Below are 17,452 nucleotides of genomic sequence, written 5' to 3' on the forward strand. Positions count from 1 at the left end.
CTCGACACGTCAGGGCGAAGGGGCCGCGGCTCGTGCGGCTGCGTACTGTATGCCGGTCCGTGTCCAACGTCGATGGGCTTGATCGATGAAGAGTCCGCTGCGCCCCGGCGACCCGCACGAACTGGGCGGCTATGAGCTGCTGGCCCGGCTCGGCGAAGGCGGCATGGGCTCGGTCTTCCTGGCCAGGCGCATCCGCGGTCGGCGCACCGGCGGCCCGCGACACGACGGCCGGCATGACCTCCGACACGGCGACGGACACGGCCGCCGGTACGACGGCGACCCTCGGTACGAGAATCGGCACGAAGGCGACGCCCGGTACGAGAGCGGGTACGACGGCGACGCGCGGTACGAGAGCGGGTACGACGGGGACCCGCGGTACGAGGGCCGGCACGACGGCGACCCGCGCCACGGGGGCCGGCGCGGGGGCGAGCCCCGACACGGCGGGCGGTACGACGATGACCCCCGTTACGACGATCGGTATGACAGCGATCCCCGCCACGACGGGCGGCACGACGACGCACCCCTGGTCGCGATCAAGATCATCAAGGCGGAGTACGCCCACGAGGAGGAGTTCCGCGGGCGATTCCGCAGTGAGGTGAAGCGCGCCCGTCAGGTGCCGCCGTTCTGCACCGCCGCGGTGCTCGACGCCGACCCGGAGCACGAGACGCCCTACCTGGTGGTGGAGTACGTCGACGGTCCGAGTCTGGACGAGGTGGTGACGCGCGACGGGCCTCTGGCGGACAGCCGCCTGCACGGTGTCGCGGTGGGGGTGGCCACGGCGCTGACCGCGATCCACGGCGCGGGCGTCATCCATCGTGACCTGAAGCCGCGCAACGTGCTGTTCGCGCTGGGCTCGCCGAAGGTGATCGACTTCGGGATCGCGCGGGCGCTGGAGGTGACCAGTCAGCACACGCATCCGGACCAGATGGTCGGGACGGTCGCCTACATGGCGCCGGAACGGTTCGACGGCATCCACCGGGACATCACGCCGGCCGCCGACGTGTTCGCGTGGGGTGCGGTCATCGCGTACGCGGGTACCGGCCGCACACCGTTCCGGGCAGATTCGCCGGTCGCCACGGCCGCCCGGATCCTGACGCAGCCGCCGGATCTGACCGGGCTGTCCGGGCCGCTGGCGGATCTGGTGGCGCTGGCGCTGTCGAAGGACCCGGACGACCGGCCGACCGCGCACGAACTGCTCAACCTGCTGCTGGCGCAGAACACCGACCCGAACATGATCAGCCGCCCGCCGGCGCTCGATCCGCGACTGCGGGAGGCCGCCGAGGCGGCCCAACTGTCCGGACGGCACGTGTCGGGCAGCGGTCGCCGGATCGAGATCCCGGTCCGGCGACCGAAACGGCGCAGACGTACGGTTGTCGCCGCCACCGCTGCCGCGACCGTGCTGATGGCCGCCGTCGGCCTGTACAGCCGTAACCTCGACACCGAGCCGGTGGTGGACACGACCGGCTCGGACACGGTCGCGCAACTGTCGATGCCGGTGCCGGGCGCGGTGCGCGGCCCGTGGGTGGTGGACTCCCTGGAGCGGCGGGGGCAGTGGAAGGCCACCACCGACGGGTTCGGCGGCACCTGCTCGTTCAAGGACGGCCTGGTCATGGCCACCTCGAGTTTCATGATGGTGTGCCCCGGGACGACCGCGTCGTTCGCCGGTGACCAGTCGATCTCCGCGGGGGTGGCCGTGCGCAACGACAAGTCCTGCGCCGAGATCCAGTTCCGCGCGGTGGGAGACAGCTCCTACTGGCTGGACCTGTGCCCCCAGCTCATCCGGATCCGGCACCAGGGCGCCGTACAGACCACCACACTGGGGTCGGTCGAGTCCGACCTGTTCGCGCCCGGTCTGCGCCGCGCCGTGGTGCTGAGCATCCTGGACGAGAACGCGTCGGTGTCGGTGGACGGCACGGACATGCTGGACGCCACGCTGACCGACCCGAGTCTGCTGGCCGGCAAGGTGGGCTTCGGTGTCGGCCCGGTCGATGCGGCCCGCAATGACGAGGCGCTCGTCGGTGCGACCGTGACGGACACGGAGATCAGGCCGATCGAGGACACCGAGACGGTGCCCGACCCGTCGGCACCCGCGTTCACCGACGTCCGCACCGGCCGGACGAAGTCGATCGTGAAGGTACGGGCGTACCACCCGAAGAACCGGTCGATCGTGGTGGAGCCGGTGCTGTTCATGACCGGTGACGAGTACTGCACGACGTTCGGTCTCGAACCGTCGCAGGACGCGCCCTGTGAGCAGGCGTGGGTGACCGAGGACAGCCGGATGCTGCTGACCCTGCCGACCTCGGCCAGCCCCAAGCTCACCAGCGTGCTGGAGGATCCGCAACGGTGCGCCGGCGACCCGGTCGTCGCCGGAACCTGCACGCTGCCCGCCGAGAAACTGGCCACGCGCCTCGGGACCGATGGGCTGGCCGAGGTGACCACCGCGGACGGTGTGGTCACCTCGGTGGCGGAGTTGTACACCCCCTGACAGACGTGGAAGAACGGCGCCGATAACACTTTCCCGAGCCGGGGCCGCATATTGCGTACCAATGGACGGTCTTTTCTTTTCTTTGTTTTAAGTGCCTGTCCGGTGTCCATGCGGCGTGCCTAGCATTTCGGCGGCCGACCGATCCGGCCGCCGCATCGCGCGTTTCCTGTCAGGGAGTCACCTGTGCCGTCTTCCCCGTTCCCCGATCCGGCACCGCCGGGGTCCGGCCGCCACGCCCGCCGCCCGCGGGGTGTGGCCGTCGCCGCCGTCGGCGTGGCCGTCGTGCTGATCGCCGGAGCGGCCGTCTGGATGAGCCGGGCCGACAGCGTGGCCGTGCAGTCACCGCGGGTCGCGGGCGTCGAATCGCCGCAGCCCACGCCGGTGCGCGCTTCGGGATCGCCGGCGGCACCGTCGACCCGGCCGGCGTCGCGGAAGCCCCCGGCGCGGGTGGTCGCCAAGGGCGGCTGGACCCCCGTCGACCAGGCGGCCTGGGAGGAGCAGCTCGCCGGCTACCGGCGCACGAAGGCCGACCCGCCGGGTGACGCGGGCAATCTGCCGGAGTTCCGGGCCGATTGCAAGTACAGCCACCGCCGGCCCGACGACCCGATCGTCGCCCCCGGGCTGCCCGGCGCCTCGCACATGCACTCGTTCGTCGGCAACAAGGCCGTCGACGCCGGTACCACGGCCGACGATCTGATGAAGTTCACCGCGACCACCTGCAAGCCGACCGTCGACCATTCCGCCTACTGGGTGCCGACGCTCTACGAGGCGGCGAGCAGAAAACCGGTCGAGACCTCCGGTTTCCGCGTCTATTACCGTTCGCTGCGCGACAATTCGACCGGCGTCGTGCCCATTCCCAACGGGCTGCGAATGATCGCTGGCGACGCCAAGCGGAAGGTCCCCACACCGCGCGGCGCGCAGGGCCAGTTCTACTGCGCGTTCTACGGGCCGGGCGACATCGACGGTTACGCCCGCAGCGACAACGGCAACTGGCCGATCTGCGGTGAACCGGCGAGCCTGCATTTCATGCTTCAGTTCCCGGACTGCTGGGACGGCCGGCATCTGGACAGCCCGAATCACAAGGACCATCTGACGTTCGGTACGAACGCCGGCTGCCCGGCCGGCCACCCGGTCCGGATCCCGGCGCTGACGTTCGACATCGCGTACGCGGCGAAGGGCTCGAAGGCCGGCTACTACCTGTCCTCCGACCCGGACGGCAGGAGTGCCTCGTCGATGCACGGCGACGCGTTCCTGATGTGGAACGCCGACGCCATGAATCAGCGCGTCCGCAACTGCATCGCCCAGCGCCGGACCTGCGACAACGACGGCTACGACCCGTTCTCCCTCTGATTGGAGGCGAGCATCGCGCAGAAGAGGGCGCCCTGCTCGACGGCGTCGTCCAGGGCGACGTGGCTGTGCGGGGCGTCGCTGAACCAGGCTCGTGGCATGGTCCGTTTCACCGTGGACCGGAAGTCGGTGCCCAGCAGGGCCATGGCGTAGGACTTCATGTCCAGGGCCGAGTGGGAGAACGGGCTGGCACCGGTGAAACGGATCAGATACCAGTAGACGAACATGAAGTCGAATGCCGCCGGGTAGCCGACGAAGACCGGGCGGCCCGGCAGTCCCTCCAGCCAGGTGCGGTAGGCCGCCATCGCGGTGGCCGGGTCCTGCTGGTCGGTCCGGCACGCCTCCCAGGCCTTCGGCTGGGTCGCCCACCAGGCCATGGTGTCGGGGTGTCCCTGCGCGCCGGGCAGGGTGGTCAGGTTCGCGGTGAAGGTGCCCAGCAGCGTCTTGTCGGCGGTGAAGGCCGCCGAGGCGAAACTCAGCATCGAGTGCGGGCCGGGAATCGGGCCGTCGGACTCGATGTCGGTGCTGACGTAGATCTCAGGTCGTGCCACGTCGGCACCATAGGGCGCGGGGGCTGCCGCGTCGACCGGATTCCGGAGCGGGAAACCTCCCCGCGCCCCACTACTGGGCCGGCGTCGCCCGCAAGCCAAAGGAGAAGGCCACGTCACCACCGGCCACACCGGGCCGGACCGCTCCCGTAGAGATCGTTTTCGGAACGGGTCCTGCCGATTTCACCAGGACAGAGTCAACAGGCTACGGGTCGATCGGCAGGGTTCGGTCCGGCGCGCCGCCCATCCGGTCCGGGTAGACCAGTAGCACGCCGCCGTCCCGTACCACCGTCGGTTGGGTCCACGTCTCCTCGACCGTGGGCACGAGGATCACCGTCGATCTTCGGTCGGCGTCGTGCACGACCACCGATGAGATCGTCATGAATTCGTCGCGTTTCTGGCCGAGGGCCATGAAGAAACGGTCGTCGAGCCAATCCCCGCCGTACGCGAAGGCGTGGTCCTCGGCGAGGGGATCTCCGTCGATCCAGATCCGTCCGTCCCACGCCACCGCACGATGCCGGCTTCCGGCACTGAAGTAGACCTGCAGCGGATCGCCATCACCCCGCCAGCCGTAGTAGTGGTCGCACCCGCCGGGGAGAGGGCCTTCTCGATGGACGGTTTCGCCGGTGTCCGCAGAGGGGTTCTGTGCGCAGATCTCCGGCTCCCGGCAGGACCGGTCGCTGCGCCGGGTACAGCCGAATCCGGCGGCCGCGCAGTCACGCGGAGCCACCCGGGACAGCGATTGCAGCAACTGTTCCCGATAGGCCTCCTCGCCGAGCAACGCGACGTGTTCGCTGGATTCCACCCACCGGTTGAACAGGTCCACCCCGGCGCCCGATCGCCGTAACCACGCCCGCCAGGGCTCGTCGAGATACCGCCACTTCAGCGCCGCCCGGACGTCGGCCGGTTCCGGCGGCCGCCCGAGTGCCCGGGCGATCCGGTCCTCGCGGTCCCATGCCCCATTCCTTTTCGGAACGGCCTGAGACCGCTCCAGGGCCGAGAGGCCAAGAATTGTCATGCCGACGGCGACGAGGGCCAATGCCAGGACCCCGGCGTCGGAGAGGTAGTCGCCGGTGACCGATGCGAACAGGACCTCTTTGATGGCGGCGATGGCGAACCCGGCGGTTCCGAGGAGGACCAGCGCCGCAGTCAACTGGGTCAACGTCCCGGCGACCCGGCCGTGGGCGCCACGCAGACGCAGCATCAGCAGGGCCCCGACGACGATACCGGCAACGAGCGGCAGCGTCAGGACCGCCAGGCCGGCGCTGCTTGACGGCTGGCTCATCCGCTGGTCAGGGTGAGGAAACGGTGGACGGCCCGGTGGGCGGCGGCTTCCAGGTCGGCGCCGGGCGGCGAAGCCTCTCCGAGTAGGGTCCGGATCTGCACGTCGCGCACCACGAGCCCGTAGAACAGTTCGAATGCCTCGGCGGGATCGTCGATGCGCAGCAGCCCGTCCGTGGCGAGCCGTGCCAGGTAGGCCTCGATCAGAGGCCCGGTGGTGTGACGGCCGTGCCGCAGCAGCACGGCGGCGAGATCCGGGGAGGTCATGGCGGCCCGGTTCAGCGCCAGCGAGACCTCACCGGTGAGCATCCGCAGCATGTTCCCGGCGACGGCGGCCAGCGTGGCACGTGGTGTGGCGGGCTGGTCGAGTGCTGCGGTGACAGCTGCGTTGACCTGCTCGGACTGCCGTTCGACGAGAGCTGCCAGCAATCCGTCCCGGTTGCCGAACCACGTGTAGAGGCTTTCCTTGGAGCAGCCGGCCCGGGCGGCGACGGCCTGCATCGTCGTGCCCTCGAGGCCGTGGCCGACGATCTCCTCGAGGGCCGCGTCGAGGGCGGCATGGCGGCGGGCTGCCTGTTCGCCGGCGCGGGGCCGGCCTCGACGGGTCTGTCCGGTCACCGTGAACCTCCGGGGTCGCTCTGGCAATTATTCGAACCAGCGAGTACGTTTAAAACCGTACCCGCTGGTTCGAATATATCGAGAGAGTGGTCATGTCCGCATCTGTTAATGTCCGCACCTGGATTCTCGGCTCGGCCACCGTGGCGACCGGTCTCATCGCCGGCTTCTTCTACGCGTACGCCTGCTCGGTCATGCTGGGCCTCGCCCAACTCGACGACCGGGCCTTCATCGATGCCATGCAGCGGATCAACGCGACCGTGCGCAACGGCTGGTTCGCGGCGAGCTTCTTCGGCGCGCTGCCGCTGACCGCTTTGGCCGCCGCCCTGCACCTACGCCGGGACAGCCGGCCCGCGCTCCCCTGGGTCCTCGCTGCCCTCGTGGGTTACACGGCTGCCTTCCTGATCACGATGGTCCTCAGCGTGCCGCTCAACGAGGAACTCGCCGCGGCCGGCGTTCCCGCGACGATCGGTGAGCCGGGCGCGGTCCGGGCCGCGTACGAGGACATCTGGGTGACGTGGAACCTCGTCCGGACGATCGCCTCGACCGCGGCGCTGGCCTGCCTTGTCCGCGCCCTGCTGGTGCACGCTCGCACCACCCGACCGATCACCGGCGGCCGGGCCTCGCCCGCGTCTTCTACGGTGACCGCGTGAGGAAGTTCGATGCCGCAGTGGCCGGTAGGTCGATCGCGGTCGGCACCGCGTCCGGTGCCGTGTTCGGGTTCGTCGTCATGGCGCTGCTCTTCGCCGGTGGGGTGTACAAGGCCATGACCGACCCGGAATGGCACGCCGGCCCCGGCGGCGGAGGGGGTCTGGTGCTGGGGACGCTGATCGGCGCCATCATCGGCCTGCTGACCGGGCTCCTTGCCGGTCTCCTGCTCCTGCTGCCGGCGCCGTGGCTGCGGGAGCGCCGGCTACGGGGCCGGCTCGGCTGCGCGGCGGCGTGCGGCGCTGCCGTGGGCACACCGTTCCTGGTGGCGGGCATCGGTTGGGGACTCTGGGCGGACGAGCCGGTGGCCTGGATCGCCGCCGGCCTGATGGCCTACGCGGCAGCGATCGGCGCGTGGAAGAGCCCGTTCATCCTCGCGTTCGAGCGGCGGGCCGGGACGTGAACGTGTCGGGCAAAGTGCGGCGCACTCTTGGGGTGATGGCTGTCGTCGCAGTGATCGCCGTCGCGCTGAGCGTGATGTCGGTGCTGAGCCGACCCACAGCGGGATGCGGTTGCAGCAACTATCCCGACCTGACATCCGCGGCGCGGACCGCCGACCGGTTCGCGGAGCTGATTCGTGCCCGTGACTCGTCTGGAGTGTGGGCCCTGCTGACCGAAGACGCGCAAACTCGTTACGGAGATCCCGTACGGTTCCGGCCTGTGCTGGAGCGGCTTGCCGTCGCGGACGGGCAGGCGGTAGGCGGGTGGCACTTCGTGTCGGATCGGTACGCCGCTGAGATCCCGAATTCGGTGGTACTCACCCGGTACACCGGCTCACAGCGATCGTTCGCCGTCATCATGGTGCATACCTGGCGGGACCGGCCGGAGGCGAACCGGGTCGATCCCGAGCCGGCCGGCCGGACCGTGCGAGTGACCGGCGGCGACACGGGCACGCTCCGGGTCGTCGGGGTCGGCCCGTCCGAGCGCGCCTGGTTCGTGCTGGTGAACCCGGTGGGGGAAGCCCGGGAGCTGATGCCCGGCCGGCCGGGCGAGGACGGCCGCCCGCTGACGGTGCCCGACGATGCCCGGTCCGGCCCCGCTCTGCTCGCCGTTGCGGTGCGGTCGGCTACCGGGTGGAGCGTCGCCGCGGTGCCGCTCGTGCTGGACGCCGGCGGCGGCGACGCCGGCGGTTGATGGCGGCGGACCGGATGAAGACCTGCCCCTGCATGCCATGACCGGCGCGTTCGCCGCGGCCGGCTTGCGCCTGCCCAGGCCGAGAGCCCTACGGGCCTTCTTCCTCAGGGTCGAGGTGTCGCCGGTGTTGTTCCAGACGTAGTTGCCGGAGTTCCGGTACAGGTGCACCTTCGTGTTGGTACCCCGGCCGGTGTGAAGGTAGACGACGCCACCCTGATCACATCGCCAAACGCAGACATACCGGCGCCATATCTGGGGAGCTCCCGCAGCCCAAACGTCGGGCACGAAGTAGCACGAGGAAACCTCGGAGAAGAGGCGTTCCGCTTCTCAACTATCGGGCTGACGGCTCACTCAACTGCCGATGTGAGTGCGTTTAGCCAAGCACCAAAACTGCTCATCCGGCGGCATAGGGACTTCCTCGATCAGCACAGTTACCGATGCGTCGTTGTCATGTAGTGTTCGTGCCGTGTCACTGTTCGGCTACTTCATCGTCGCCCGTTCGGCACGACCGATCGGCGACCTGCCGTGCGTCCAACGGGCATGTCGGCACAGCCTCGAAGGAGGCGAACCAGCAGCCTTAGGCAGAGACAAAGCCGACGGTGATTGGCAATACGTTTACATTTACCGCGGGCAAGGGTTGTATGCCGACGATGTGGCCAACGAGACCGGCGCGCCGGCACTGGTCATCGACGTCATCGAAAGTGCAGTTGGCATCGTGCACGGAGCAACGCCCGACCGTGATTCATGGTGGGGGTGCTTGAACCCGGCCGAGGCTGTACGGGTTTATGACATGCCCCCGGATATGGTCGCCTCATCGGCAGAGACCGTCCAAATGGCTACAGAATGGGCAGCCGCAACGGGCCGTGCAGCACACGCCGACCTGGCCGTCACCGCAGTGGAAAGATACGTTGGGGGTTTTGGAGAGAGCGTCAATGACTTCGTCGCCGCCCTTGGATTCCAATTCGAACGACATGAGGTCGGCGATGGGTAGACCGGGCTAATCCGTCAGGCCAAGCCGCGACGTGACGACTAGTGTGGCGCGACTGCGGGGGTTGGCTGCAGTGCTCCTCGCAGCGCAAAAGCCGGTCCCAGTAGCCAGCAGATACAAGCCATGATCGCGTGCACTGATCTGCCGCAATCCGATCGCTCCACCCTGCGATGTCTCGCTACGGATGCGGTCGTCGTGAAACGGACGAGCGTTCCGTCGGCGTATGTCTCTATGGTGCGAGGGTGCCTGGACTCAAGGTCGCCGACGACGCGGCGTGGCGGGATGCCTTCGGTGTGGTTCCCCAGACAGAGGGGGTCTCGGGCGATGAGTACGTGAGGGAACTCCGAATCCCGACAGACGCGGCAGAGGAACTTCACATCACCTGGGATGTCACGGATGACAGTGTCCGTGTCCGTCACCGGAGGGCAGATAGTGTCGTGGTCGACCTGTATCGCGAGCAGGCGACCCGTTATATAGATCAGAAACAGGCTCTATAGGAACGGCTCGTCCTCGTCGTCTGGTATCGGTAGCGGGCCGTCGCCGCGTCCGCGTCTTCTGTGCGGCCGTTGGTCCGGTGTACGCCTATCAGCACGGCCCGGGCCCGGCGAACGTCGCCGTGCTCCGGACCAAGCATGAGGCGGACCTCACCGATGATCGGCCCGGCAAGATCACTGGTTGCGGTCAGATCACGTGTGCCGAGGTAAGGGCAAAGGCGAGATCCACCTGAGCGTTCAATGGGCGGGGGGTCGGCCGGCCTGAAAGCGTCCAAAGATCCGCGGCGATCCCCTCGATCAACCGGGCCTTCTCGGTGGGGCCGAACACGGTGTGAGCGTGCCGCACGCGGTCGTCGACGGGGTCGGGATGCACCGGGCGGAGCGTTGCGATTCGCTCGGCCATCAGCCTGCCCCGCGATTCGGCAACCTGTTGCTCCAGTACCCTGCGACTTCGAAAACGACGTGATCCCCAGCGACTGGACGAGCTTGTCCCTGCGTCGGGTCGACCCGCCGAGTAGGTAACAGGTCGCGACCACGCTGGCCAGCCCGCTTCGACCCCACCGGGCCATGGTGTCGGGGTGTCCCTGCGCGTCGGTCAGGTTCGCGGTAAAGGGTGCCCAGCAGGCAGCGAAGGCCGCCGAGGCGAAACTCAGCATCGGCGTCGACCGTATTCCGAGGTGGGAACCCTCCCGCGCGCCGGAACGTCACAGGGCCATGCGTGTACGAGTCATCACGGCCGCCCTGCTCATCGTTCTCGCCGGCGGCTGCGCCCGCGGGGACGTCACCACCGGCGCCCCCGCTCCCGTCCCGGCCCGCAGCGGAGCGCCGGCGCCCGACGTGCACGACCGCTGGAAGTCCTGCGACACGGCGGCACCACCATCGGTCGACGACTGGTTCACCGCCGGGCAGGACGCGCTCGGCCTGCCACGTCTCGACGACGGGTTCCGGCCGGTCGCCGCGATCGTCTGCCGGGTCGAGATGCGGGAGGTGCCCGGTACCGGCATGGTGGCCATCGCCGAGGAGGTCCGCGCCGACGACCTCACCGCGCTGCTGTCGGCGCTGCGGCTGCCCGACGAGCCCGCCACCGCGGAGGCCTGCACCGAGGAACTGCCGCTGGTTCCGTGGCTCGCGCTGGTCGACCGGGACGGCCGCTGGATCCGGCCCGGCGTCCCGATCGACTCCTGCCGCAAGCCGCGCATCGAGTTCCGGCAGGCCTACGGGGCGCTGGTGACCACCGTCGTGACGAGCCGGCGTCTTCCGGGACGGTAGACCACCGGCCGGACGGTAGACCACAGCCCGGACGGTAGACCACCGGCCGGACGGTAGACCACCGGCCGGACGGTAGACCACCGGCCGGACGGTAGGCCACAGCCCGGCGCCCGCGATTCGGCTCGGACGGGCCGCCTACCTCGCGCTGTAGTCCGGGACGGGTGCGGTGCGTTCGGGAGTTGCGGCTTCCGTACGAGTAGAGGTCCATGGTCGTGAGACGCGGACCAGGAACCGGCGGGCAGGTTCCTCGATGTACTGATGGGCGCCCTCGGCGATCAGCAGCAGCAGGGCGACGGTGACGAACAGCGCCGCGTAGGGCACCAGGCCCTGTCCGGTCTTGATGTATTCGCTGGTGGGCATGTGGTGGATGAGCCAGCGGTGGGTGATGTAGAGGGCGTAGCTGGCCACGCCGAGACGGACCATCGGGGTGGTGGACAGCAGCCGGGCCATCCAGCCGCGGCCGGCGGCGAGGCTGGTCAGGGCCAGCGCGAACGGGATGACGAAGAGCAGGCCGAAGGAGGCGGTGCCCCAGCCGGGGCCGGTGCCGCGGAACGCGGCGAGGCCGAAGACGTAGCAGAAGACGAACGTCTGGATGGCGTGGTGCCGGCGGGTGGTCCAGTGTGCGGTGTGCGGGATGAGGAACGCGATCGCCATGCCGCAGACGAACAGCGGCAGGTAGCAGACCGGGTTGCGGTAGAGCCAGCGGTGTGCGGAACCGGGGTCGGCGGCCGGGAGGTCGGCGCGGCCGGTGAGGTAGAAGGCGGCCCAGAGCGCGAAGACGATCAGGGTCATCGCGCCGATCAGGACGATTAGGCCGCGGGGGCCGTGCCGGCGGGCCAGCCGGGCGACGGCCGGGATGAGGAACGGGAACAGCAGGTAGAAGAACATCTCGACGCCGATGGACCAGCCGGGGCCGTTGTAGTGTCCCTGCGCCACCGCGAGGTCGCCGCTCCACGTCTGCACGGCGAAGATGTTCTGCAGCAGCGCCCAGCCGTGCTGGTCGCGGCCGAGGATCCAGTAGTAGGCGGCGCAGTAGGCGATGACCGCCCAGTAGAGCGGCATGACCCGGGCGATCCGGGCCACGTAGAACCGGACGGTGCGCCGGCCCTCCCATCCGGCCAGATCCGGGTAGTTGTAGGCGAGCACCACTCCGGAGAGCATGAAGAACATCGGGACGCCGATGTAGCCCCATTTGGCGATCTTGTCGAGGTGTTCCGGCAGGCTCGCCGGCACTCCGCTGTGGGAGATGACGACGCCGATCGCCGCGACCGCCCGTACACCCGTCAAGGCCTTGATCTGTTCTGCCACTTACCCGCGTCCCTCATGAGCGTGGAGCCGACTCGGCATTGCAGCAGGGGCGGGCGAACGCAGGGTGTCGGGACAGTTGATGCACAGCGAAAAGCGCCGCCCGGCGGGGGACCGGGCGGCGCTTTCCTTTCCAGGGAGTCCTGTCAGCCGAGCTTCACCTTGAAGATCGGGTCGGCGGCCAGCTTCTTGAACGCGGCGAGGCTCGCCTTGGTGCTGTCGATGCTGATGTCGCGGTCGCCCTGGTCGTCCTTCTTGGTGTCGAAGTGCACGATCGCCTTGATGGCGGGGCGCTTGCGCAGCTCGGGGACGACGCTGTTGTAGACGGCGGACTTGTCGGTGTTGCGGCCCACGCGGTGGTAGGCGCCCCACTCGGCGACCATGATCGGCTTGCTCTGGTGCTTGCTGACCGCCCAGTCGTAGAAGCCGAGGCCACCGCCCTTGGGCTTGCGGTCCAGCAGGTCGGCGAAGTCACCGAAGTGGTAGTAGCCCTTCTCGACCGAGACGTAGGAGTCCAGGCCGATCCAGTCCACGACGTCGTCGCCGGGGTAGAGGTCGGCCCACCAGTTCTGGGCCATCCACTTCTCGTTGCCCATGTAGGCCACGACGTTGACCGCGTTGGTCACGCCCTGCGAGCGCAGGCGCTTGATGGTGTGGCGGTACATGGCCGCGAAGTCCTTGGCCTCCCAGCCGGAGCCCTTGCGGGCGACGACGTCGTTCTCCGGCTCGTGGTTGAGGACGAGGAAGAACTTCTTGCCGTACGACTTGGCGCGCTGGGCGAAGGCGTCGATGCGCCTGTTCTGCTCACCCTTGGCGACCTTGGCCCAGTTCGAGCCGTAGGCGATCTTCCAGTTGAGCAGCAGGGCACGCGGGTTGGCCGGGTCGTTGGTCATGGCGATCTCGGCCTTGGTCGGGAAGACCTCGTCGCCCTTGTGGTACTGGTGGAAGAGGCTGGCGGTGCGGCCGCTGGCCTTCTCCCAGGTCTTGAGGGCCTGGTCACGCGGGGCGCTGGTGAATCCACCCGCCGCGCCGCCCCAGAGGACGCCGCAGGACGGGACGAGCTTCGCGTCGGTGACGCAGTTCGCCGCGGGGGCGGCGGTCGCGGCGGTGGTCGGGGCCAGGACGGCTCCGGTGCCGGCGAGTACGGCGGTCAGAGCTGTCAGGAACTTCGGCAGCTTGGCCAGACGCATCAAGTGACTCCCCCAAGTTGTCCGGCTCGTTGTCGGCCGGGCATGTGAAAGAGATTCCAGGTCGCCAGGTGCAGGCCCAGTGCCCGTGCCGGTGCCACCCGGTTGCGGGAGAACGGGTCCGGCGAACGGGTGGATCCGCTTGCACGGGCGGGCGGCGGGCGGTAGCCAGAAGGAATGAACTTGATCATCGACGGCCACAACGACCTGCCGATGCGCCTACGGGAGTGGCACGGGTCGGCGGTGTCGGACCTCGGATCGGTCCCGGGACTGCACACCGATCTGCCCCGGCTGCGCGACGGCGGCGTGGGCGGGCAGTTCTGGTCGGTGTACGTGCCGTCGGACCTGCCGGAGCCGGAGGCGGTGACCGGCACCCTGGAGCAGATCGACCTGGTGCACCGGCTGGTCGCCGCGCACCCGGACGATCTGGTGGTGGCGTACACGTCGGCGGACGTGGAACGGGCGATGGCCGGTGGGCGGATCGCGTCGCTGATCGGCGTGGAGGGCGGGCACTGCCTCGCGGGCTCCCCGGCAGTGCTGCGGTGCCTGGCGCGGCTCGGTGTCCGCTATGTGACGCTCACCCACAATCACCACACCGGGTGGGCGGATTCGGCGACGCAGGATCCGGCGCACGGTGGCCTGACGGCCGAGGGGCGGGCGATGGTACGGGAGATGCAGCGCCTGGGCGTGCTGGTCGACCTGTCGCACGTGTCCGCCGCGACGATGCACGACGCCCTGGACGAGGCCGCCGCCCCGGTGATCTTCAGCCACTCGGGCGCCCGGGCGGTCACCGACCATCCGCGTAACGTGCCCGACGACGTGCTGTCCCGGCTGCCCGGCAACGGCGGGGTGATCCAGTTGACGTTCGTGTCGTTCTTCGTGTCGCCGCAGGTCCGGGACTGGATGCAGGCGGCCGACGACGAGTGGGCGCGGCTGGGGCTGCCGCCGTACGACGAGGACTGGCCGCGCGCCCCACGACCGGGCGAGGAGACGGCGCACGTGCCGGTGACCGTCCCGCACGACTGGTCGGCGGAGCCGGCGTTCCGGCCGTGGCTGGCGGCGAACCCGAAGCCGTCGGCGACGCTGGCGCAGGTGGCCGACCACGTGGAGCACGCCCGGGCGGTGGCCGGCATGGACCACGTGGGTCTCGGCGGCGACTTCGACGGCACGCCGGAACTGCCGGACGGTCTGCCGGACGTGTCCGCCTATCCGCGGCTGCTGGCGGAGCTGCGCGACCGTCACTGGTCCGAGAACGACCTGGCCGGGCTCGCGAACCGGAACGTTCTGCGTGCTCTGCGGGACGCCGAGGAGCACGCCGAGGAGCCGCTCTGGCCACGCTGAGGCGGTGCCATCACGTCAACCAGGGGCACCGAGTGAGATGTATCGACAAACGTCACTTTCTTGTAACTTCGGCCGAAGGGCACCAGCCCGTTCCCCCGAAGGCAAGAAGGGACGTCACATGCGCCTCCCCGCCCGGATCCTCCTGGCCGCCGCCGTCGTGGTGGCCGGCATGTTCGCGCCGGCCGCCGCCCTGGCCGCCCCGATCGACCCCGGCCCCGCCACCCAGGTCGTCGGCGGTGAGCCGGCCACCGAGAACTACCCGTTCATGGTCTACGTGTCCGGTTGCACCGGCTCGCTGATCAAGGCGAACTGGGCGGTCACCGCCAAACACTGCCCCACCCCCAGCACCGTACGGGTCGGCAGCGTCAACCGGTCCAGCGGCGGCGTCGTCGTCTCGGTGCGGCGCGCGGTCAACCACCCGCGGATCGACGTCAAGCTCCTGGAACTGGCCACCTCGGTGACCTACGCTCCGGCGCCGATCCCGACCACGTCCGGCGCGGTCGGCACCGCCACCCGGATCATCGGGTGGGGCCAGACCTGCCCGACCCGGGGCTGCGGCTCCACCCCGACGGTCGCCAACCAGCTGAACACGTCGATCGTCGCGGACAGCCGCTGCTCCAGCATCGACGCGGCCTACGAGATCTGCACCAACAACACCAACGGCAACGCCGGCGCCTGCTACGGCGACTCCGGCGGGCCGCAGGTCCGGCAGGTCAGCGGCCGGTGGGCGCTGATCGGCGTCACCAGCCGGGCCGGTAACAACAGCTCCACCTGCGCCACCGCCCCGTCGATCTACGGCGACCTGCCGTCGATCCGCGCGTGGGTGAACACCCAGGTCGGCGGCCTTCCCGCCTGATCGGGGGCGGGCACCGGCGGGCGGCGTGCGATCACGCCGCCCGCCCGTGCACGACCGCGACCACGCCGGGCATCGGCGACACCTCGTCGACGAGCGCCGGGAACACCCCGGGACTGGTCATGCCGATCTCCCAGAAGTACGGCACCTTCATCCCCGAGTCGCCGGTGAGCTCGCCGCCGTCGCAGTAGGCGTGGCGGTACTCCTCGTCGGTCGGGTCGTAGTGGAACGAGAACGACGTGGCGCCCCAGACGCGGGCGATCGCCGCCTCCGCGTGGTTGCGCTGCTCGTCGGTGGAGTCCTGGGCGATGAAGACGCGGGCCACCCGGCTGTGCGCGACATCGGCGGGCGCCGGGTCGCCCGGTGGGCCGGACGGCGTGCACGCCGCGGCCGCCGCGGACTGCCACCCGGACACCACGACCACCCCGGCCAGCAGCACCGCCGCCGGAAGCGCCGCACGCAGCCGGACCGCCGCGAACGCCGCCACCGCCATGGCCAGGATCACCGTGCCCGATCCGCCCGTCAACGAGCGCAGCCCCAGCCAGACCAACTCGTCGGAGGGCCGGTCCGGTCGCAGGTTCCAGAGGCCGCCCATGGAAGCGACCAGCAGGGTCCAGACGGCCGCGGCCCAGCCGAGAGCACCCGCGACCGAGGTACGCAACGGGTGGCCCTCACTGCGGCGGCTCGCCCATCCGAAGAGCAGCCAGCCGGCGAACCCGCCGAGGACTCCCCCGGCGACGGCCAGCGTGATCATCCAGGGCGGCGCGGAGCGGCTGAGCTCGAAACTCGCCGCGCCGTCGGAGTCCCAGGGGGCCCGGTTGCCCCAGAGCACGCCGGTGTAACTGAGCACCAGATCGTCGCGGGAGGCCCAGAACGTGGCGGTGCCGATCGGGGTCTCACTCGCGACCTCCTCCTCGAACACGACGTCGCCGTGCACGTCCCAGCCGGCGGCGGCCAGGCGGTCACGGGCACCCCGGGCGCAGACGAGCACGTCGCGGGTCGTGTCGTTGTGCTTCACCCAGTAGTCGGCGTACCCGTAGATGGTCTGCTCGCCGTCGCCGCTGGGCACGAACGGCTCGGCATCACCTCCGCCCCACACCCGCTGGCCGGGGAAGACGGTCTCGCCCAGGGCCGCCGACTCGGCGCCGGACGGCAGTGACGGGGCGTTCGCCCAGCCGATCCGGGCGGCGGCGGCCGCGCCGAGCAGACCGGAGGCGAGCGTGACCAGCACGGCCAGGACCACCACGCCGGTACTGGCCGGGCGGCCCAGGCGGGCGCGCAGGCCGTACCCGATGAGGTTGAGGATCTCCCGGCCGGTCGGCCGGGTGCGCTCCGGCGCAGCACATTCCAGGAGCGTGGCGAGCATCTCGGCGCGGCGCGGGCCGGACGGATAGCACCGCAGCCAGAACGCGTAACGGCGCGCGAGCCGGTCGCTCATGACGACACCGGTCCCAAGCCGAAGCGGCGGCGGGCGGCCAACTGGGCGGTGGCCGCCTCGACGCTCGCGCGCAGCCGCCCGGTCTCGGCGTCCAGCGCGGTCGCCCCGTCGGTGGTGAGCCGGTAGTAGCGGCGGGGCCGCCCGTCGACGGTCTCCTCCCGGTCCGGTTCGACCAGCCCGAGGGCGACCAGGCGGTCCAGAGCGGCGTAGAGGGTGCCGGCCTGGAGGGTGATCCGGCCGTCGGAGAGGCGGGTGACCTCCTGGATCACCCCATACCCGTAGCGGGGCTCGGGGGCGAGGGCGGTGAGGATCCAGAAGGTGGGTTCACGCATCGGGGCGGCGGACATGCGGGCCAATATAAAGATGATCTGACTATCGCGTCAACGATGTTCGTCTGTGGCTGTTTCTGAACGAGTCGGCTCGAACGATCGCGTGAACGTTCACATCATTACCAAGGTG

18 protein-coding genes are annotated in these 17,452 nt (G+C 69.8%); 10 read left to right on the forward strand and 8 right to left on the reverse strand.

Annotated features, from left to right (window positions below; all coding sequences use genetic code 11):
- The first annotated feature begins 85 nt into the window (after nucleotides 1-85).
- Nucleotides 86-2,485 (forward strand): serine/threonine protein kinase, encoded by a 2,400-nt coding sequence (locus BC793_RS00230; protein ID WP_239169819.1) that lies wholly within the window; start codon nucleotides 86-88, stop codon nucleotides 2,483-2,485.
- Between the two features lie 183 nt (nucleotides 2,486-2,668).
- Nucleotides 2,669-3,835: a DUF1996 domain-containing protein gene (locus BC793_RS00235; RefSeq protein WP_146246138.1), complete on the forward strand. Its 1,167-nt coding sequence runs from the start codon at nucleotides 2,669-2,671 to the stop codon at nucleotides 3,833-3,835.
- Here BC793_RS00235 and BC793_RS00240 read toward each other — a convergent pair.
- From BC793_RS00240 to BC793_RS00250, 3 genes are all read right to left on the reverse strand, one after another.
- Nucleotides 3,814-4,383, reverse strand: a complete 570-nt coding sequence (locus tag BC793_RS00240) for a 3'-5' exonuclease family protein (protein WP_109588491.1) — start codon at nucleotides 4,381-4,383, stop codon at nucleotides 3,814-3,816. The genes BC793_RS00235 and BC793_RS00240 overlap by 22 nt on opposite strands.
- 202 nt (nucleotides 4,384-4,585) lie before the next feature.
- Nucleotides 4,586-5,665, reverse strand: coding sequence for a hypothetical protein (locus tag BC793_RS00245; protein ID WP_239169818.1), 1,080 nt, complete (start codon nucleotides 5,663-5,665; stop codon nucleotides 4,586-4,588).
- Nucleotides 5,662-6,279 (reverse strand): TetR/AcrR family transcriptional regulator, encoded by a 618-nt coding sequence (locus BC793_RS00250; protein ID WP_109588492.1) that lies wholly within the window; start codon nucleotides 6,277-6,279, stop codon nucleotides 5,662-5,664. The genes BC793_RS00245 and BC793_RS00250 overlap by 4 nt, the downstream gene beginning before the upstream one ends.
- A gap of 92 nt (nucleotides 6,280-6,371) precedes the next feature.
- On the opposite strand from BC793_RS00250, the gene BC793_RS00255 reads away from it, so the two are divergent.
- The 5 genes from BC793_RS00255 (at nucleotide 6,372) to BC793_RS48650 (ending at nucleotide 9,603) form a co-directional block, all read left to right on the forward strand.
- Nucleotides 6,372-6,929, forward strand: coding sequence for an anthrone oxygenase family protein (locus tag BC793_RS00255; RefSeq protein WP_109588493.1), 558 nt, complete (start codon nucleotides 6,372-6,374; stop codon nucleotides 6,927-6,929).
- Entirely contained in the window at nucleotides 6,926-7,387 is a 462-nt protein-coding gene (locus BC793_RS00260) for a hypothetical protein (protein ID WP_146246139.1), read from the forward strand. Before BC793_RS00255 ends, BC793_RS00260 begins: the two co-directional genes overlap by 4 nt.
- A gap of 35 nt (nucleotides 7,388-7,422) precedes the next feature.
- Nucleotides 7,423-8,118 carry a hypothetical protein gene (locus BC793_RS49415; protein WP_158319167.1) on the forward strand — a complete coding sequence of 232 codons (696 nt, stop codon included), beginning with the start codon at nucleotides 7,423-7,425 and terminating at the stop codon, nucleotides 8,116-8,118.
- Nucleotides 8,119-8,584: 466 nt separating this feature from the next.
- Entirely contained in the window at nucleotides 8,585-9,109 is a 525-nt protein-coding gene (locus tag BC793_RS48645; RefSeq protein ID WP_146246140.1) for a hypothetical protein, read from the forward strand.
- Nucleotides 9,110-9,348: 239 nt separating this feature from the next.
- On the forward strand, nucleotides 9,349-9,603 hold the full coding sequence (locus BC793_RS48650; RefSeq protein ID WP_146246141.1) for a hypothetical protein: 255 nt from the start codon (nucleotides 9,349-9,351) through the stop codon (nucleotides 9,601-9,603).
- Nucleotides 9,604-9,787: 184 nt separating this feature from the next.
- On the opposite strand, the gene BC793_RS50125 is transcribed toward BC793_RS48650, so the two are convergent.
- Entirely contained in the window at nucleotides 9,788-10,003 is a 216-nt protein-coding gene (locus BC793_RS50125; RefSeq protein WP_170167178.1) for a hypothetical protein, read from the reverse strand.
- A 311-nt stretch (nucleotides 10,004-10,314) separates the two neighbouring features.
- Here BC793_RS50125 and BC793_RS00275 point away from each other — a divergent pair, with 311 nt between their 5' ends.
- Nucleotides 10,315-10,869, forward strand: coding sequence for a hypothetical protein (locus tag BC793_RS00275; RefSeq protein ID WP_109588497.1), 555 nt, complete (start codon nucleotides 10,315-10,317; stop codon nucleotides 10,867-10,869).
- Between the two features lie 135 nt (nucleotides 10,870-11,004).
- Here the strand turns inward: BC793_RS00275 and BC793_RS00280 are convergent, their stop codons facing one another.
- Together BC793_RS00280 and BC793_RS00285 are read right to left on the reverse strand one after the other, a co-directional pair.
- Complete coding sequence (locus BC793_RS00280) at nucleotides 11,005-12,177, reverse strand: acyltransferase family protein (RefSeq protein WP_109588498.1); 1,173 nt, start codon at nucleotides 12,175-12,177, stop codon at nucleotides 11,005-11,007.
- Nucleotides 12,178-12,320: 143 nt separating this feature from the next.
- Nucleotides 12,321-13,364 carry a glycoside hydrolase family 26 protein gene (locus tag BC793_RS00285; RefSeq protein ID WP_109588499.1) on the reverse strand — a complete coding sequence of 348 codons (1,044 nt, stop codon included), beginning with the start codon at nucleotides 13,362-13,364 and terminating at the stop codon, nucleotides 12,321-12,323.
- 174 nt (nucleotides 13,365-13,538) lie between these two features.
- On the opposite strand from BC793_RS00285, the gene BC793_RS00290 reads away from it, so the two are divergent.
- On the forward strand, nucleotides 13,539-14,702 hold the full coding sequence (locus BC793_RS00290) for a dipeptidase (protein ID WP_109588500.1): 1,164 nt from the start codon (nucleotides 13,539-13,541) through the stop codon (nucleotides 14,700-14,702).
- A gap of 169 nt (nucleotides 14,703-14,871) precedes the next feature.
- The gene (locus BC793_RS00295) at nucleotides 14,872-15,558 is read left to right on the forward strand and encodes a S1 family peptidase (protein WP_239169821.1); all 687 of its coding nucleotides are present in this window, start codon (nucleotides 14,872-14,874) and stop codon (nucleotides 15,556-15,558) included.
- 31 nt (nucleotides 15,559-15,589) lie between these two features.
- On the opposite strand, the gene BC793_RS00300 is transcribed toward BC793_RS00295, so the two are convergent.
- Together BC793_RS00300 and BC793_RS00305 are read right to left on the reverse strand one after the other, a co-directional pair.
- The gene (locus BC793_RS00300) at nucleotides 15,590-16,993 is read right to left on the reverse strand and encodes a hypothetical protein (protein ID WP_109588502.1); all 1,404 of its coding nucleotides are present in this window, start codon (nucleotides 16,991-16,993) and stop codon (nucleotides 15,590-15,592) included.
- On the reverse strand, nucleotides 16,990-17,340 hold the full coding sequence (locus BC793_RS00305; RefSeq protein WP_239169817.1) for a PadR family transcriptional regulator: 351 nt from the start codon (nucleotides 17,338-17,340) through the stop codon (nucleotides 16,990-16,992). Before BC793_RS00305 ends, BC793_RS00300 begins: the two co-directional genes overlap by 4 nt.
- Between the last annotated feature and the right edge of the window lie 112 nt (nucleotides 17,341-17,452).

This window comes from Actinoplanes xinjiangensis, assembly GCF_003148685.1.
In the GTDB taxonomy this organism is placed as follows: Bacteria; Actinomycetota; Actinomycetes; order Mycobacteriales; family Micromonosporaceae; genus Actinoplanes; species Actinoplanes xinjiangensis.

Coding starts and splice junctions, on each gene's coding strand:
- BC793_RS00285 (WP_109588499.1), bottom strand. CDS start 13,364: ATGCGTCTGGCCAAGCTGCCGAAGTTCCTGACAGCTCTGACCGCCGTA.
- BC793_RS00230 (WP_239169819.1), top strand. CDS start 86: ATGAAGAGTCCGCTGCGCCCCGGCGACCCGCACGAACTGGGCGGCTAT.
- BC793_RS00255 (WP_109588493.1), top strand. CDS start 6,372: ATGTCCGCATCTGTTAATGTCCGCACCTGGATTCTCGGCTCGGCCACC.
- BC793_RS00275 (WP_109588497.1), top strand. CDS start 10,315: ATGCGTGTACGAGTCATCACGGCCGCCCTGCTCATCGTTCTCGCCGGC.
- BC793_RS50125 (WP_170167178.1), bottom strand. CDS start 10,003: ATGGCCGAGCGAATCGCAACGCTCCGCCCGGTGCATCCCGACCCCGTC.
- BC793_RS49415 (WP_158319167.1), top strand. CDS start 7,423: ATGGCTGTCGTCGCAGTGATCGCCGTCGCGCTGAGCGTGATGTCGGTG.
- BC793_RS00300 (WP_109588502.1), bottom strand. CDS start 16,993: ATGAGCGACCGGCTCGCGCGCCGTTACGCGTTCTGGCTGCGGTGCTAT.
- BC793_RS00290 (WP_109588500.1), top strand. CDS start 13,539: ATGAACTTGATCATCGACGGCCACAACGACCTGCCGATGCGCCTACGG.
- BC793_RS00245 (WP_239169818.1), bottom strand. CDS start 5,665: ATGAGCCAGCCGTCAAGCAGCGCCGGCCTGGCGGTCCTGACGCTGCCG.
- BC793_RS00295 (WP_239169821.1), top strand. CDS start 14,872: ATGTTCGCGCCGGCCGCCGCCCTGGCCGCCCCGATCGACCCCGGCCCC.
- BC793_RS00305 (WP_239169817.1), bottom strand. CDS start 17,340: ATGTCCGCCGCCCCGATGCGTGAACCCACCTTCTGGATCCTCACCGCC.